Source organism: Streptomyces qaidamensis (genome assembly GCF_001611795.1).
GTDB classification, from domain to species: Bacteria; Actinomycetota; Actinomycetes; order Streptomycetales; family Streptomycetaceae; genus Streptomyces; species Streptomyces qaidamensis.
In genome coordinates, this window is sequence record NZ_CP015098.1 from 4,995,048 (window position 1) to 5,010,035 (window position 14,988).

Here is a 14,988-nt window from a genome sequence, read left to right on the forward strand (position 1 = left end):
GCTCACAGCGTGCGTGCCGTGCGACGCCGCTTATGAAGTCAGTTCCTCGGGCAGACGCGGCGGCCGAAACGCAGCTCCTGCCTAGGCTCAGCAATTTCCGGTTTCTGGTATTCCTAATCTGCCAGCTTGTGGGGCTGGAGTCGTTCCAGGACTGCCCCCGAGAACCAACTGTCTTCTTCATGCGGCCGCAGAAGCTGGGTCGGATAGCCTTCGGTAAACTCAGCAACACCCCTAGGCAGCAAGTGCTGGCGGAATGCTCTCACTTCAGCGTATTCAGATCCGAGCTCGTCGAGAACACATGTACTTCTGCTATTGCTTAGGTTGCCTGGGTCGCTCAGACTATTGGCAACTAGCTTCTTGATCCTGATCCACCATTTGTGGTCAAAACTTTCCCTTCGGGAGTGCCCCTTCACGGCTAGACCGATGACATAACGGTCTTGCATTACGTCGCCGGCATAATACTCGCAGCGGCCTGTGAATTTGACCGTACGCAAGGCGTCCAGTATTGCCTCGGCTGCGGTACCACCGTAGGCTCCAGAGAGGTCGACAAAAGCAAGGGCGTAGCCCAATTGGTCGTCTGTAAGCGGTGTCGAGATACCTAGGCGATACCTCAGAGTTGTGCGTAGATGGCGCAAGTCTCTATATGGATTGTGTCTATAGTGTGCATAGTTGAATGGGATGTCAACGCCCTCCCGGCATAGGAGGATTAGATCTTCTGGATCCCTGCCACTTCCATGGCAAAACCCTAGTTCGTAGGAAACGTTCAATGATTGACCCGACAGGTCTACAACCACGAGGTCCGCGCTTCGGAGATGTCTCGTAACCTCATCTGTGGATACGCCAGAGGTTCGGATTTCATCGGCACGCAATGCCTTGAAGCCCGCCTCGCTTAACGTGTCAGATATTGCCTGGTACTTCTTGTCCCGCCAGGCATCACTTTCGAATTTCATTGCAACAAAGGCATTCTTGCTCATCGCTTCCCTTTCCGTCGCGGTGTCGTCTGAGCGTTACTGGCGCCTTACTCACGGGCATGGTGAGTCTCTCTGGCGACGTTGCCGCGTGTTTCGAATGAGGTGATCTCTCTTTCGCCGTGCTTCGAAGGCGTCATGAATGCAGTCGCGCAAGGCTTGATCAGTTCGCGGGTATTTCCAATAACGCGCGTATCCATCCTCCCCCGACTTCTTGGGTAGGTTATCACTGAACCTGCTCTGAAGTGTTATGCCCGCTTGCGCCGCACTAGGAAGTTCGATTCCCATAAGTCCGTTCAGGCGATTCACCTTGTCCCGTCGCAGCGAACTGTAGATCTCCCAGTCGATAAACTTACGTGCCCAGGTGCAGTTGCCAACCATCAGGATGGTGACAGTGGAGTCCGAAAGATACTTCTCTCGGATGGTGTCCATGACGTAGTCGATGTCATCACTGGCAATTCTGGGATCGTCGTCAGTGACGCCGATCACCCGGGGAATTAGTACATGCTCGTATCGCTTGACGAATGATAGAACCTCTGTGGCGTTAGCGCCGTGATAGCTAATGAAACACTTATGCCGAACTGCTGTGTCCCTGGAGCCTGCATAGCGAGCTGAGATTCGGCGAAGCTCTTGTTTCGCCTGTTCGTTTGCATAGCGATTGGCTGGTGAATTCACGGAGTTCTCCTTCTTGGGATTCTCGTGCGTGCGCGCCGGGCTAGCCACATTGTGTGTTCCCGGCTAATCGCTTGCTCTGCAGAAATGACATACCTGGACCAAGATGCGTCATCGGTTACTTGATCTGCCTCTGCATGGACGAGTGCCAACTCTGTGGCCGTCAAAGAGTAAGCACTCGCGAGACTGTCGTATTGCTTTACCCCAATCCATGCCCCGCCGGCCGCCACACTTGCAGCCAAAGCGCTACCCACGTCAAGATCAGTTACGTTTAGGAGAATAAGTAGCGCGCCAGTGGCTCCCAGAAGCTCCAAAGCGACTAGGGTAATTCGCCATCTTAGCGCGCTACGCTCGTTCTTCCTAGCGCTACGTGAGTACCACCTCTTTTGGTCTTCGATTCTCCCATTGCAATACGACATCTTGCGTGTTGAAAAATCCGATTCACGCAGTTCCTTCATGGCCGAGGTGATCTGCTGTGATCCGGTGGAACTGTAGTCCATGAAGATTGGCGATTCGGCGACGATATCAGTTAGCTGCTGAAGGAAAAGGCGGTCGGACTCCGTAGCCCCCGCAGAGCGGGAAAATGGCTCCGCGCAGACTGAATATTTCCAAGCTAGGGTTTTTACGGATTCGGCCACAGCGCGCCCGTGATACCACGATTCTTCGGGTCGGATGCTGAGTAGAATAATCTCGGCGGCGGATGCCGCGAGGAAGAAAAACAGCGAAAGGGCAATCAGGATTTTTTGGGCTTCAGCGCTTGAAATGCCTGCCGTTACTGCGCTTGCCGTGGCTGCAAATATCACAAAATAGAGACGCAATCTCGTATATCGCAGGTAACTTTTCTGGCCCTCCAGGGAAGCGGCATCCGCAGAACGGTAAATATTCGGGAAATCTACTTCGGCAAGACCTTGCTCAAGAGGTGCCACTTAAACTCCGAACGCGGGTACGTATGCAGTTGGCACACTATAGGGTCAAGTGTCCGCGCATGTCAGGAGCTTTGGCAGATCTGAACGAGAGCTCTACTGCGAGGGCGTCGGACGGCCTTCGTCTGGCGTACGGCCCGCGGAACACCTTCCGGGTTCTTCCGTTCGGTTGTAGTACCAGGTCCGAACTGACAGACCAGGGCGGTTATTAGCGTCTTATCCTGTGTTGTGGACAGCAGTAGTCCGAGGTATCCACTGCGAGCGGACGCTCATCCGGGCCGATTCACCGGGGCAGGAAGCCAGGCTTCTCCTGTGCCAACGCGTGGAGCCGGTTGAGGTAGTCCTGCGCTGCAGGCTCTGCGGCGTAGCGGCACCGCACCTCGGCAGCAAGTTCCCGGCTGGTCATGATCAGCGACGGCACTGATTGGCGGTCGCCCTCAAGGGCACGCGCCCCCATTGTCAACGCCTGCTCCAAGTCGCCGTCACGCGCCGCCGTTACGCCCAGCGTGACTCGGGCTTCCGCGTTGCGCATCGGTGACCGCTCGGTGCCGTCGAAGTCGGTTCCCGCCCGCAGCACCTCTTCGGCGAGCGTGCGCGCAAGCTTGTCTTCACCGACCAGGCGGTAGCAGTCCATCGCGTAGAAATCGAACTTGGCGGGGTCCACCACGAAGTGGTTGTCCAGATTCTCGGGGTACGGCATCCCTTCGAGCAACCGCCGTCCCTTATCCAGGGCCACCTCGACTTGCCGGCGGTCCCCGATCCGCGCCCAAGCTTTGGCCTCCTGGCCGGCGAGTTGTACGGCCACGCCATGGTGCGGAGCCCTCTCGGCTCCGGCCTGAGCCGCTGCAATCACGCCCCGGTAGTCGCCGGTCGTGAGAGCGAACCAGGCCCGCATCTCGTGCGCCCACCCGGCGACCTCTGCATGGTCAGCCTCAGTCGCGAGCGAGAGCGCGGCTTGCCGCGTCGACTCTGCCGCGTGGCGGGCGCCAGTGTCGTACTCGACACAGCCGACGAGTAGGGCGAGCCAACCAGACAGTGCGAGCACTTCACGGTGCTGCGCGAGCGTGAGGCTCTTCGTGTGGAGTTCGACGACACGGCGCAGCCACTGCCGCCCCTCGATAAGAAGCTGCTCGCTCGGCATGAACGGGTACTCCGAGGCGAGCCGGTCTGCCGTGATCCGCAGGGCATCAAGAGTGGCGTTGTCGACGTCGGACCGGTTGAGACGGCTCACGATCTCCAGCGTCTCCATCCCGGATGCCGCCAGGATCTCCTTGTCTCCATCCCGCCGTGCCGGCGCCGGGAAGAGTGCGTGCGTCACGGTGCCGAAGAGAGCCGCGATGATCGGTTGGTAGAAGTCGTTCGGCGTCTGCCCCGACTCCCAGCGCTTCCACTGGCGAATCATGCTCTCTTCCGCGGGCAGCTCCGTGGGAGCGTGCGCCCGCAGTGCCCTCACGGCGTCACGCTGCGACCAGTCACGGGCCGCCCGTTCGGCAGCGATGCGCCGCGCCCATGCGGGCCTGTCGTCGGTCATGTGCCCTCCTCCGAGTGCCTACTCCGAGTCTCACCCGCGAGCCAGGGGGACAGGGAAGGGGACACAGGGGTGTCACTGGACATGTCCCCACCTCCGCTTCGTCGTCCCCTGGCTGTCACTTACGCCACAACTCCCGTTCCTCGCATGCTGGTTGCAGATCACGCGCCACTCGGGGCGGAGCGTTCTTCGAGCGCTGCGACCCGTTCAGTCAACGCCTGAAGCTGGGAGCGGATTTCCTTGATGTCGTCGCGCACGTCGCTGCTGGGGGAAGCCCCGTCGCTGACGAAGTTGCCGAGGTTCCCGGCCGAAACGATCAACCCTTCGGCCCGCAGTGCGGCCAAGCCGTTCTGGATGGTTTGGCTCGCGAACCCGAACCGGTCGATCAACTCGCGCTGCGAGGGGAGCTTGTCCCCCGGCTTCATTCTCTTGATGTCCTCGCGAAGCGCGTCCGCGACCTGCACCGCTTTCGGCTTCGGCCCTCCTGTGGCAGTCATGCCCTGAGCGTACCCACCACAGCGAACTAGAGCGCATCACCCCATGAGGGTTGTGCACCACAGCAGACTAGTGCAAGCTAGTCAGCGAGCCGCCCGCCCGAACCCTCGGGAAAGGGCCGCTTGACCTGCACGAATGCATAGGGCGGGGACGCTGCAATCCCGCTAAAGGCCAGGCAGAACAGGGTTTCGGCCCGTACTGGCGAGGTGGCCCGGTGACCGCGAGCAACGGCCGGAGAGTGGGGACAAGGTCCCCCTTGCAGTGCGAATCCCCTGATCAGCGACCTGAAGGAGTGGCAGTGAGTCGACGAAAGCGATGGGCGCGGCCGTGATCGACCGGCACGGCGGCGCCGTTCCATCCCTGGCCCGTGAGCACCTCGGGGTGCAGCGGGGCGACCGGTCACCTTCACCGAATCGCGGCGGATAGCGCCGCGCCGGTTGCTCGCCCTGCCCGTCCGGGAGCTCTGCGGAGCCGTCCCGTACGGGCGGGGTTGAGGGGAGCCGGAGCCCCGGTGTCCACATCGATCGAACGAGGGGGAACATCCATGTCTGACCGCATGAAGAACCAGGCCGCCAAGAACCGCGACGCGGCAAAGGTACTGCGCAACCGTGGCAAGGACGAAGCCGCGGAGCGGATGGAAGCCCGCGCCGACGAACTGGAGTCGGGCCGCGTCACCGACGTCACCGACAGCGTGAGCAGCCTCATCTCCTGGGCATTCCGCCGCTGACAACCCCAGCCCCGGCATCCCGCCGTGAAGGGCGCCGGATCGAATCCGGCCCGGGGCGCTTCCCCCCCTGCCGCGTAGCGGCTCGGGTCCCTCCGGAGCAGTCGCCGTCTCACCAACACGCCTGCGACTGCTCCGGCTCCCAGTCCCTCCCACTTCAGGAGCTTTCATGCGTGCATACATCGGCCACCAACAGGCGGTCTCTGCTGAGGACTTCGCGGAACTGGCGCTCGGTACCCCGGTTGAGCTGTGGCTCGGGGTGGAGGGCGAGACGGACGAAGAGCGCGCGGCCCGCGAGGATGCGGCGCGCGACATCCTCGCCGACAACCCGCACCTTCCCGACGACCTGATCCGCATTGCCGCGCAGGTCATCGAGGAGAACCCGGACCTGTTCGACGTCGTCCCGCTCACCCGCCCCGCCCGGGGCCGCCGCCCGGCACGCAAGGGGGTGGCGGCATGACCACCACGACCCCGACCCTAGAGGCGCCGCCGTCCGAGGTTCCGCCGCTGACCCGCCCGGAAATGGGGCTCGCCGGAGTCGGCGCGCTCGCCGCGGCCGGAGTCGGCGCGCTCGGTCTGATCTCCTCGTTCGACGCCGTGTCCGCGGCTGCGGCTCGCTGGGGTTTCGGCGAGCCGTGGATGCTGCCGGTCGGTATCGACGTGGCCATTCCGGTGTTCACCGTCGCCAACCTGCTGTTGATCCGGATGGATATGGCGCTCGCGTGGGTGCGGTTCGTGCCCTGGGTACTCACCCTGGTCACCTGTGGGCTGAACGTCGCCGCGGGACAGGGTGCGTGGGCGAAGGTCGCCCACGGCACCATGCCGCTGCTGTGGGTGGTGTTTTCCGAGATCGGCGCGCACATCTACGCCGTGCGGATCGGCGCGGCCACCGGCCGGCGTATGGAGAAGATCCGGTTCTCTCGTTGGCTGCTCGCCTTTCCCTCCACCTTCGCGCTGTGGCGCCGTATGACGTTGTGGGAGATCACCTCCTACTCGGAGGCGCTGGCGCGGGAGAAGGAGCGGCAGTTGGCCCGAGCGGACCTGCGCGAGCGCTACGGCCGCAAGTGGCGCTCGAAGACCCCGCGGCGCGAGCGCGTGATGCTGCGCATGGGCGACTTGGCCCCCGCCACCGAGCAGGAGACGGCCACCCCGCCTCCGGTGGAGAATCCGCCGGCACAACCGGCCGAGTCCAAGCCGCGCCCGCGCCGTCGGCCCTCCGCCAAGGGCAAGGGCAAGGCTCAGCGCACCTTCGAGGAGGCGCTGGCCGAGGCGCGCACGGTCACCGCGGAGTGGACCGAGGCGGAGCTGACCGCGGACCGTCTGCGCACCACGCTGCATGTCTCGCAGGCCAACGCCCGCAAGCTGCGCGACACCCTCAAGGGCGAGCGCGTGGACGGCCGCGCGCTGCGTGCTGTGGATGCCCCGGAGGGCGAGGAGTCTGAGGCTGAGGCCGCCTGATGCCCCCGGCGTTCGGCAAGTGCTACGACCATTCCGGCAGCCAGTACGGCATCCCCACCTACCCGTGGCGCTACGCCCCCGACGGGCTCGCCACTCGTCGCCAACTGCGCGCCCGTGGCTTACGTCCGGGCGGTCAGCCGGTCGCGGCTCAGGTGCTGCGCCCGCGCTACCGGCGCGGCCCACTGGTCGCCTACCTCTACCGCGTCGACCGCGCCAAGCCGGTCCGCCCGATGACGCCGGGCAAGCGAGCCGCGCTCGCCAAGGCGATGCGCGCCCGCCGTACCTGCCCGGTGTGCCGGACGGAGGCCGGATACGTCATCCCCGGCTCGCTCGGCATGTGCGTGCCCTGCGCCTACCCCGAGGAACAGCGCGCCGCTTGAACTGCGCACCAACCATCCGGCAGGGCCGGTCCGCCCACCTCCTACAGCGACGGACCGGCCCTGCCTTCCTCCCCTAGGAAGGGAATCTCAGTGAAGCACCCCGACGACGACAACGAACTGTTCAACCGACTCGAAGCCGAGATGGCAGCCGACTCCGGCGGCGAGGTAGTCGACCTCGACAAGGCACGGTCGGCCCGTGCCGAGTCGGCCGACCCGACCACCCGACCCGACTCCGACCGGTCGCCCGACTCCCACGCCGACAGGTCGGGCGACCCGACCGCCCGCGTGATGGTCGACCAGCCGACTCCGACCGCCGTCGGTCCGGGCTACCTCGGTCGGCTGCGCGGGGCGCAGCGCCGTGCGGTCGTCCCGGTGTGGCTGCGTTCGGTGGCGGAGCTGCGGACCGCCACGGCGTGGGTGGCCCGCCACTACGTGCACGCCGCCGGGTATCACGCGCTGCGTGCCCCGGTCTACGCCGCACGGCTCACGCTTCAGGCACCGACCGGTGCCGCCCGGTTCGTGGGGGGCACGGTGCGGTGGGTGGCCGACCGTGAGGGCGAGCCGGTCCGGCTCGCCGCGGTGCGCCGTGAGGACGCAGCCGAGTACCTGAAGCTGTCGCGGCAGCGCGACGGACGCGTCCGGCTCCGGACGCTGGTGACTGTGCTCGCGATGTTCGTCGGGCTCGGCGCCGCGCTCGCGATGTACGTGCTCGCTCCCGGCTGGCTTCAGGCGGTGTCGGTGAGCGCGGTATTGATGGCGCTCGGCTACGCCGGCCAGCAGGCGGATGCCCCGGTCATCCACAGGGCTGTGGAACTGCCCAAGGCGGTCAAGCTCACCAGTGACATCGTGCTGCGTGCGCTCGGGGCGCTCGGCATCCCCGCCATCAACCAGGCGCAGGCCAAGGGCCGTGACGGGTTCGAGTTCACCGCCCCGATCACCCGCGACGGCCCCGGCTGGCGTGCGGAGGGCAACCTGCCGTACGGCGTTACGGTGACCGACGTCATCGAGCGTCGCGACCGGCTCGCCTCCGGCCTGCGCCGCCCGCTGGGCTGCGTGTGGCCCGAAGCGGTGCCCGATGAGCACACCGGTCACCTCGTGCTGTGGGTCGGGGATCAGGACATGTCCCGCGCCAAACAGCCCAAGTGGCCGCTGCTCAAGTCGGGTTCGGTGGACCTGTTCAAGCCGGTCGCCTACGGCACCGACCAGCGCGGACGCTGGGTCGAAGCAACGCTCATGTACATCGCCGGTGTCATCGGCGCCATCCCGCGCATGGGCAAGACCTTCCTGCTCCGCCTGCTGCTGCTCATCGCCGCCCTCGACCCGCGGGCGGAGCTGCACACCTACGACATGAAGGGCACGGGCGACCTGGACCCGGTCGGCGACGCCGTCTCCCACCGGCACACCGCGGGCGACGATGACGACTCCATCACCTACTGCCTGAACGACTTCCGGGCGCTGCGCGAGGAACTGCGCCGCCGCACCAAGGTGATCCGCTCGCTTCCGCGGGATGTCTGCCCGGAGTCGAAGGTGACCAGCGCTCTCGCCGACAAGCGCTCCCTGGGGCTGCACCCGATCGTGATCGGCGTGGATGAGTGCCAGGTTCTCTTCGAGCACCCCGAGCACGCCAAGGAGTTCGAGGAGATCGCAACCGACCTGGTCAAACGCGGTCCGGCCACCGGCATCGTGCTGCTGCTCGCCACGCAGCGCCCGGACGCCAAGGCACTGCCCACCGGGATCAGCGCGAACGCGTCGGCCCGCTGGTGTTTGAAGGTCATGGGCCAGCTGGAGAACGACATGGTGCTCGGCACGTCCGCCTACAAGCGGGGCGTGCGGGCAACCATGTTCGCCTGGGGTGACAAGGGCATTCACTACTTCGTCGGTGAAGGCTCCGATGCCCGGATCGTGCGCTCCGTCTACGTCGACGGCCAGGGCGCCGACGCCATCGGCGCCCGCGCCCGCCGCCTGCGCGAGGAAGCGGGCACCCTGTCCGGTCACGCCCTCGGCGAGGCACCCGAGCCGGTCACCAGCGCGTATGACCTGCTGCGCGACATCCTCGCCGTCGTGCCGGCCGATGAGCCCAAGGTGTGGTCCGAAACCGTCGTCGCTCGGCTCGCAGAGCTGCGCGAGGAGGCCTACGACGGCTGGGACCCCGAAGGACTGGCCGCGGCCCTCAAGCCGCACGGCATCTCCACCATCCAGGTGGGCCGCCGCGTGAAGGGCAAGGTCGTCAACCGGCGCGGCATCGACCGCTCCCACATCACCGCCGCGATTGCGGAGCGTGACGGAAAGCGGGACGCAGGCTGAGGCTGCGGGGCCGCTAGCGCTAGCGGCACACCCCGCTAACGTTAGCGGCCCCGCTAGCGCCCCAAGCCCACCCTGAGCAGGCCGCTAGCGGATAGCGGCCCACCTGCGGAAACCCCTGAAACCCGCCTGGAAGGGCCCGTCATGACCCCTGTCCTGCTCGCTACCACCCTGATCCTCGGCGTAACGCTGTGTTACGTCTCCGTGTGTGCTGCCTCGCCGTTTGGCAACTGCCGCAAGTGCAACGGCTGGGGCTTCGCCATGAAGACCGACCGCAAGGGCCGCATGAAGCGCGGCAAGGACTGCCGCCGCTGCAACGCCACCGGCAAACGCATCCGCATCGGCCGGTGGCTCTACAACCGCTGGGCCCGCATCTACCGCGCGGGCACCGACACCCCCTGACCGGAAGGCTCCCGATGATCCTCAACGTCTCCGCCGTGCTGCTCTTCGGCGCCGCATCCGCCCTCGCCGTCAAGACCAAGTCCGCTGGAGGCGGCGCGGCCATCGTCCTGTTCCTCTTCGGCTTCTTCGCCGCCGGAACCGGTGCCTACGAGCCCATCCACAACCTCGTGCAGGCATGCGCCGACGCCCTCAACGACCTCGGCTGACAGGAGGCTCCCTCATGAACGAACCCGCCAACCTCGTACCCGGCCGCCATGAGGCGCCCGTGGAAGTCCACCGGCCCACCCCGCTCGCCCCGGTGCCGTCCGCGCCGGTCGTACCGGTGCAACCGGGCACCGTCCCGGCCGTGACGAGCATCGTCCTGCCGGACGGCCGCGTCGTCACCGGCTACACCCTCGAACCCACCAAACCCGAACCGGTCACGGCCAAGCCGCCCGTCTCCCGTACCGCGGTGAACATCGCTCCGGGCGGCATCGGCTTCGGCGCCGTCTGCGGCGGACTGTTCCTGCTCACCGTGTTCATCACCGCGCTGACAGCGCTCATCACCCAGCTCATCACCCTCGCCGCTGTCATCTTCGGCGGCTGGGTGGCCGTGCAGGTCTTCAGCGCGAGCGGCCACGGCAGCGGGACCACGGTCAACATCCGCAAGGCCGTCTTCAAGCGCAACCACTTCCACCACTAGCTACGCCCGGAGCGGGCGCCGTCTCACCACAAGCCTGCGCCCGCCCCGGTTCTCCCGTCCCTCCAAGAGAGCAGGAGACACCAAGCATGACCCATCACCCCGTCGTGCCGTCAGAGGGCGGCAACATCAGCCTGTGCACTGGCTCCGGTGCGCTGGACCAGGCCGTGGAAGCCGTCACGGGCCTGCCCACGGTCCTGGTCGGTGAGAAGGACCCGGCCGCGTCCCGGCTGCTGGCAGCCCGCCTGCCCCAGGCGCGCAACCTGGGTGACATCACGGCAGTCGACTGGCCGAAGCTTTCCGCCGCGGTGCCGCGCCCGGCAGCGCTCACCGCCGGCTTCCCCTGCCAGGACATCTCCAACGCCGGACCTCGGGGAGGGATCGCCGGTGACCGCTCAGGCCTCTGGAAAACCATCGCCCACGCCGTTCGCCACCTTCGACCCCGACTCGTGTTCCTGGAAAACGTCGCCGCCATCCGCAGCCGGGGACTCGACGTCGTCGCCGCCGACCTGGCCTCGATCGGGTACCACGCACGGTGGATGTGCCTACGCGCTGGAGATCCCGAAGTCGGAGCCTGCCACCGACGCGACCGCTGGTTCGCCGTCGCGTATCCCGCTGCTGAAGACCCCCACATCCCAGCTCGGGCGCAACGGGGGACCGCAACACCCGGACAAGCGCAAGGCGGGCGGGCACGGTCCCACACTGGAGGACGAAGTGGTCTTCTTGCTGCCCCCGACGGACGCGTGAGGTTACTGCCCACGCCTGCGGCTGCCGACGGAACCGGCGGCCCTGGCACGTCCCCTAAGCGCAAGGGCGGGATGAACCTGCGCACCGCTGTGACGTTGCTGCCCACCCCCGCCGCACGTGACTGGAAGTCCGGCGCATCGAACCTGCTGGGTACCAACTCGCGTCCGCTGAACGAGGTGGTGGTCAACCTGCTGCCCACCCCGACCGCTTCCCGCTACGGCCGCAACCGTTCCGCCTCGCAGCGTGCGAGCTCGCGTCCGTCCATCGAGTACCTGGCTCGCGACCTGGCCGACGATCAGCGGTGGGTGGCCACCAACGGCACCGACTACGGGCCCGCCATCCACCGATGGGAACAGGTGCTGGGCCGTCCTGCACCCGAGCCGACCGAGCCGGGCACCAAGGGAAACCGCCGCCTGTCCCCGGCGTTCGTGGAATGGATGATGGGCGCCGATCCCGGCGGGGTCACCGGCACAGACCTGGGCTTGTCCCGCTCCGACCAGCTCAAGATTCTCGGCAACGGCGTCGTCATCCATCAGGCCGCACTCGCCTACCGCACGCTGCTCGCTGCCGGCGCGCCCGAAGCCGCAGCCCCCGAACCTTCCCAACTCACCCTGGACATCGCTTAAAGACGCCCGGGGCGGACGCCGTCTCACCACAAGCCTGCGCCCGCCCCGGTTCTCCCGTCCCTCCAAGAGAGCAGGAGACATCCAGCATGACCCAACGAACGTCATTCGGCGAGGGCCGTCCGGTCCATGCCACCCCATCGAGCACGTCGGGGGTGACGGCATGAACCGTCACCTTCTGTTCGCCGCCCTCGATGCGGCGGAGCGGGGATGGGCCGTCCTCCCTCTGCGTCCCGGCGACAAGCGTCCGGCCCTGCACGGTGAGGACGTCTGCCCCGGTATCGGGGACTGCGCGGGCGGTCACCGCAAGTGGGAAGAGCGCGCCACCATCGACCCCGACCGCATCCGCCGCGCGTGGGGCGACTTGCCGTTCAACGTCGGCATCGCGACCGGCCCGTCCGGCTTGGTTGTCGTCGACCTCGACATGCCCAAGCGGAAGAGCAGTACAGACACGCCTAACGGCGTGACGACCTTCACGGCGCTCTGCGAGCGCGCCGGACAGGCAGTGCCCACCACCCGCACGGTGCGGACCGCGAGCGGCGGGGTCCATCTGTACTTCACCGCCCCGCCCGGCGTCCGGCTCGGCAGCACGGCCGGACGGCTCGGCAAGCGCATCGACACCCGCGCATGGGGCGGCTACGTGGTCGCCCCCGGCAGCCTTACCCCCACCGGCGCCTACGCGGTTCTCAACGACGCGCCGCCTGCACCCCTGCCGGATTGGCTGCGCGACGGCCTGACGGCCCGTCAGGCTTCGCGGGCACTGATGGCTGCACCCTCGGCCGTACGGGCCTCTCGCTACGCCGCAGCGGCCTTGGACGCGGAAACCGCGTCCGTGCGGCAGGCCCCGGAGGGCGAGCGCAACGCCACCTTGCTGTGGGCGGCGCGAGCCCTGGGACGGTTCATCGCGTGGGGCGACCTCCCCAGGGAGCAGGTTGAGGAGGCTCTTCAGTGGGCGGGGGAGCAGGCCGGTCTCTCGCCGCGGTCGTGTGAGGCGACCATTCGCAGCGGTCTGAACTGGTCGATTACCCGCAACGGTCAGCGGAGGGCGGCATGAGCACCCCTGCCCGCCCCTCCCTGAAGAGCCTTCCCGTCACCCCGATTGGCCCGCGCGCCGCCGCACAAGCCGCGCCTGGTCCGGCCGTGGGCGAGCCGACAGGCACCGCCCGCAAGGGCGCCCAAACAAGCCCTGAGCCGCAGGCCGGCGACTCGGCCAACCCCATGCCGGAGCAGCCAGGCCTACGCGTCTATGCCCCGCCGATCTACCGCGACCACCACGACGGGGCCCGCTGGTCCAAGCGCTACGGCGCCACCCCCACCGCCGCCTACGCCTGTCGGTGCGGTCAGACCGAAACCGCCGCCGGCGCCCGAGCCGTGGCCGCGCTGCTCGCCAAGTACGCCATCCACCGCGACACCTGTTCGCCCCGGAGTACTGAGGAAGGAAGGGCCGCCGCATGACCGACCCCATCGACGGCGCCGCGCTGCTCGACGAGGTGGAAGCCTTCCACCGCCGCTTCAACATCTTCCCGCTCGATGCCGCGTACGTCGCCGTGACGCTGTGGGACGCGCACGCGCACCTGCTCGACTGCTTCGACTCCACCCCCCGGCTCGCGTTCCTCTCACCCGAGCCGGGCTCGGGCAAGTCCCGCGCGCTGGAAATCGTGGAAACCCTCGTGCCGCAACCGATGGTCGCGGTCAATGCATCCGCCTCCGCGCTCTTCCGCGCGGTGTCCGGGATGGAGGGACGCCCGACGATCCTCTTCGACGAGATCGACACCGTATTCGGCCCCAAGGCCGGAGAGAACGAACAGCTCCGCGGGTTCCTCAACGCAGGCCACCGACGCTCCGGCGTCATGTGGCGCTGCGTGGGCGACGGCTCCAACCAGCAGGTGCAGGAGTTCCCGTCGTTCTGCGGAGTCGCGGTCGCTGGACTCGGCTCGCTGCCGGACACGATCCTGACCCGCTCGATCATCGTCCGCATGCGCCGCCGCGCCCCCAACGAGCGCGTGGAGCCCTTCCGCCAGCGCATCCACGAGAAGGAGGGCCACGCGCTGCGCGACCGGCTCGCCGCATGGGCGCAGTCCGTGCGCCACCTGGTCGACGGGGTGTTCCCGGAGCTCCCGGAGGGCATCAGCGACCGGCCCGCGGACGTGTGGGAACCCCTGCTCGCTATCGCGGACGCGGCGGGCGGAGCGTGGCCGGAGCGGGCCCGCGCCGCCTGCATCGAGTTGGTCAACGCGGCCAAGACCAGCGACAAGGGCAGCATCGGTATCCGCCTGCTCACGGACCTGCGCGACTACGTCTTCAACGGCATCGACCGCCTGCCCACCGTCGCCATCCTCGACCGGCTCCACGGCCTCGAAGAGGCGCCTTGGGCGGACATGAGCGGAAAGCCGCTCGATGCCCGCGGGCTGTCGCGGATGCTGCGGGAGTACATGACCGCGGACAACACCCCCATCGCGGCCCGCAACATCAAGGCGGGCGGGAGCGTCATGAAGGGCTACTACGCGTCCGACCTGCACGACGCATGGCAGCGCTACTGCCCACCCCCCGCAGAAAGTGCGCTACTTCCGCTACCTCCGCTACCGGGCAGCTCAGAGGCGGTTCTCGGGTAGCGGCAAGCCGCTCCGCATCCGCTACCGCATGCCCCACCCGCTACCCGCCCCGCGGCCACGAACCCGGGGCCGGTAGCGGCTCCATCCGCTACCGCTGCCCCTATCCGCTACCTCGATCATGCCCCTGACCAGGGCGGTAGCGGAGGTAGCGGAGGTAGCGGACCTGACAGGAAGGGGGGCACCGCCCCCAGAACCCTGCCGAGGAGGCACCGCCGCATGGCCACCGTTGCTGAACCTGCCGAACAACTCCTCTACCGCCCCGAAGAGGCGGCCAAGGCTCTCAGGATCGGACGTTCGATGGTCTACGAGGAGATACGCCTCGGACGACTTCAGACCGTCCGCATCGGCCGTCGCCGTCTCGTGCCGCCGGAGTACATCGAGCGATACGTCGAACTCCTCAAGCGCGAGGCAGAGGCCACCGCCTGAACATCCCATCACCCCAGTTTCACAGGGCCGCGTCCTTCAGGGCGCGGCCC

The 14,988-nt window shown here is 67.0% G+C and carries 18 protein-coding genes; 13 read left to right on the plus strand and 5 right to left on the minus strand.

What is annotated here, in order from left to right:
- Window positions 1–113: 113 nt before the first annotated feature.
- The 5 genes from A4E84_RS42990 to A4E84_RS22200 all read right to left on the minus strand — a co-directional run bounded on the left by A4E84_RS42990 (window position 114) and on the right by A4E84_RS22200 (window position 4,588).
- Window positions 114–974 carry a hypothetical protein gene (locus A4E84_RS42990; protein WP_159029610.1) on the minus strand — a complete coding sequence of 287 codons (861 nt, stop codon included), beginning with the start codon at window positions 972–974 and terminating at the stop codon, window positions 114–116.
- Between the two features lie 48 nt (window positions 975–1,022).
- Entirely contained in the window at window positions 1,023–1,643 is a 621-nt protein-coding gene (locus A4E84_RS41050) for a TIR domain-containing protein (RefSeq protein ID WP_237304977.1), read from the minus strand.
- Window positions 1,640–2,566: a DUF4231 domain-containing protein gene (locus A4E84_RS41055; protein ID WP_079129070.1), complete on the minus strand. Its 927-nt coding sequence runs from the start codon at window positions 2,564–2,566 to the stop codon at window positions 1,640–1,642. Before A4E84_RS41055 ends, A4E84_RS41050 begins: the two co-directional genes overlap by 4 nt.
- A gap of 280 nt (window positions 2,567–2,846) precedes the next feature.
- Window positions 2,847–4,094, minus strand: coding sequence for a hypothetical protein (locus tag A4E84_RS22195; protein ID WP_079129071.1), 1,248 nt, complete (start codon window positions 4,092–4,094; stop codon window positions 2,847–2,849).
- Window positions 4,095–4,252: 158 nt separating this feature from the next.
- Window positions 4,253–4,588, minus strand: a complete 336-nt coding sequence (locus A4E84_RS22200; protein ID WP_237304978.1) for a GntR family transcriptional regulator — start codon at window positions 4,586–4,588, stop codon at window positions 4,253–4,255.
- A gap of 542 nt (window positions 4,589–5,130) precedes the next feature.
- Here A4E84_RS22200 and A4E84_RS22205 point away from each other — a divergent pair.
- The 13 genes from A4E84_RS22205 to A4E84_RS22260 all read left to right on the plus strand — a co-directional run bounded on the left by A4E84_RS22205 (window position 5,131) and on the right by A4E84_RS22260 (window position 14,938).
- Complete coding sequence (locus tag A4E84_RS22205) at window positions 5,131–5,313, plus strand: hypothetical protein (RefSeq protein ID WP_062928270.1); 183 nt, start codon at window positions 5,131–5,133, stop codon at window positions 5,311–5,313.
- Between the two features lie 166 nt (window positions 5,314–5,479).
- Window positions 5,480–5,770 (plus strand): hypothetical protein, encoded by a 291-nt coding sequence (locus A4E84_RS22210; RefSeq protein WP_062928271.1) that lies wholly within the window; start codon window positions 5,480–5,482, stop codon window positions 5,768–5,770.
- Window positions 5,767–6,768, plus strand: coding sequence for a DUF2637 domain-containing protein (locus tag A4E84_RS22215; protein WP_062928272.1), 1,002 nt, complete (start codon window positions 5,767–5,769; stop codon window positions 6,766–6,768). The genes A4E84_RS22210 and A4E84_RS22215 overlap by 4 nt, the downstream gene beginning before the upstream one ends.
- Complete coding sequence (locus tag A4E84_RS22220) at window positions 6,768–7,148, plus strand: RRQRL motif-containing zinc-binding protein (RefSeq protein WP_062928273.1); 381 nt, start codon at window positions 6,768–6,770, stop codon at window positions 7,146–7,148. The genes A4E84_RS22215 and A4E84_RS22220 overlap by 1 nt, the downstream gene beginning before the upstream one ends.
- 90 nt (window positions 7,149–7,238) lie before the next feature.
- On the plus strand, window positions 7,239–9,452 hold the full coding sequence (locus tag A4E84_RS22225; RefSeq protein WP_174569449.1) for a cell division protein FtsK: 2,214 nt from the start codon (window positions 7,239–7,241) through the stop codon (window positions 9,450–9,452).
- Window positions 9,453–9,593: 141 nt separating this feature from the next.
- Complete coding sequence (locus tag A4E84_RS22230; RefSeq protein ID WP_062928274.1) at window positions 9,594–9,851, plus strand: hypothetical protein; 258 nt, start codon at window positions 9,594–9,596, stop codon at window positions 9,849–9,851.
- A gap of 14 nt (window positions 9,852–9,865) precedes the next feature.
- Complete coding sequence (locus A4E84_RS22235) at window positions 9,866–10,057, plus strand: hypothetical protein (RefSeq protein WP_062928275.1); 192 nt, start codon at window positions 9,866–9,868, stop codon at window positions 10,055–10,057.
- Window positions 10,058–10,071: 14 nt separating this feature from the next.
- Window positions 10,072–10,533, plus strand: coding sequence for a hypothetical protein (locus tag A4E84_RS22240; protein ID WP_062928276.1), 462 nt, complete (start codon window positions 10,072–10,074; stop codon window positions 10,531–10,533).
- Between the two features lie 86 nt (window positions 10,534–10,619).
- Window positions 10,620–11,903, plus strand: coding sequence for a DNA cytosine methyltransferase (locus tag A4E84_RS22245; RefSeq protein ID WP_062928277.1), 1,284 nt, complete (start codon window positions 10,620–10,622; stop codon window positions 11,901–11,903).
- A 160-nt stretch (window positions 11,904–12,063) separates the two neighbouring features.
- Window positions 12,064–12,954 carry a bifunctional DNA primase/polymerase gene (locus A4E84_RS22250; RefSeq protein ID WP_062928278.1) on the plus strand — a complete coding sequence of 297 codons (891 nt, stop codon included), beginning with the start codon at window positions 12,064–12,066 and terminating at the stop codon, window positions 12,952–12,954.
- Window positions 12,951–13,355: a hypothetical protein gene (locus tag A4E84_RS41060; RefSeq protein ID WP_237304979.1), complete on the plus strand. Its 405-nt coding sequence runs from the start codon at window positions 12,951–12,953 to the stop codon at window positions 13,353–13,355. The genes A4E84_RS22250 and A4E84_RS41060 overlap by 4 nt, the downstream gene beginning before the upstream one ends.
- Entirely contained in the window at window positions 13,352–14,512 is a 1,161-nt protein-coding gene (locus A4E84_RS22255) for a DUF3631 domain-containing protein (protein ID WP_062928279.1), read from the plus strand. The genes A4E84_RS41060 and A4E84_RS22255 overlap by 4 nt, the downstream gene beginning before the upstream one ends.
- Window positions 14,513–14,728: 216 nt before the next feature.
- Window positions 14,729–14,938 carry a helix-turn-helix domain-containing protein gene (locus tag A4E84_RS22260; protein ID WP_030235725.1) on the plus strand — a complete coding sequence of 70 codons (210 nt, stop codon included), beginning with the start codon at window positions 14,729–14,731 and terminating at the stop codon, window positions 14,936–14,938.
- Window positions 14,939–14,988: the final 50 nt, after the last annotated feature.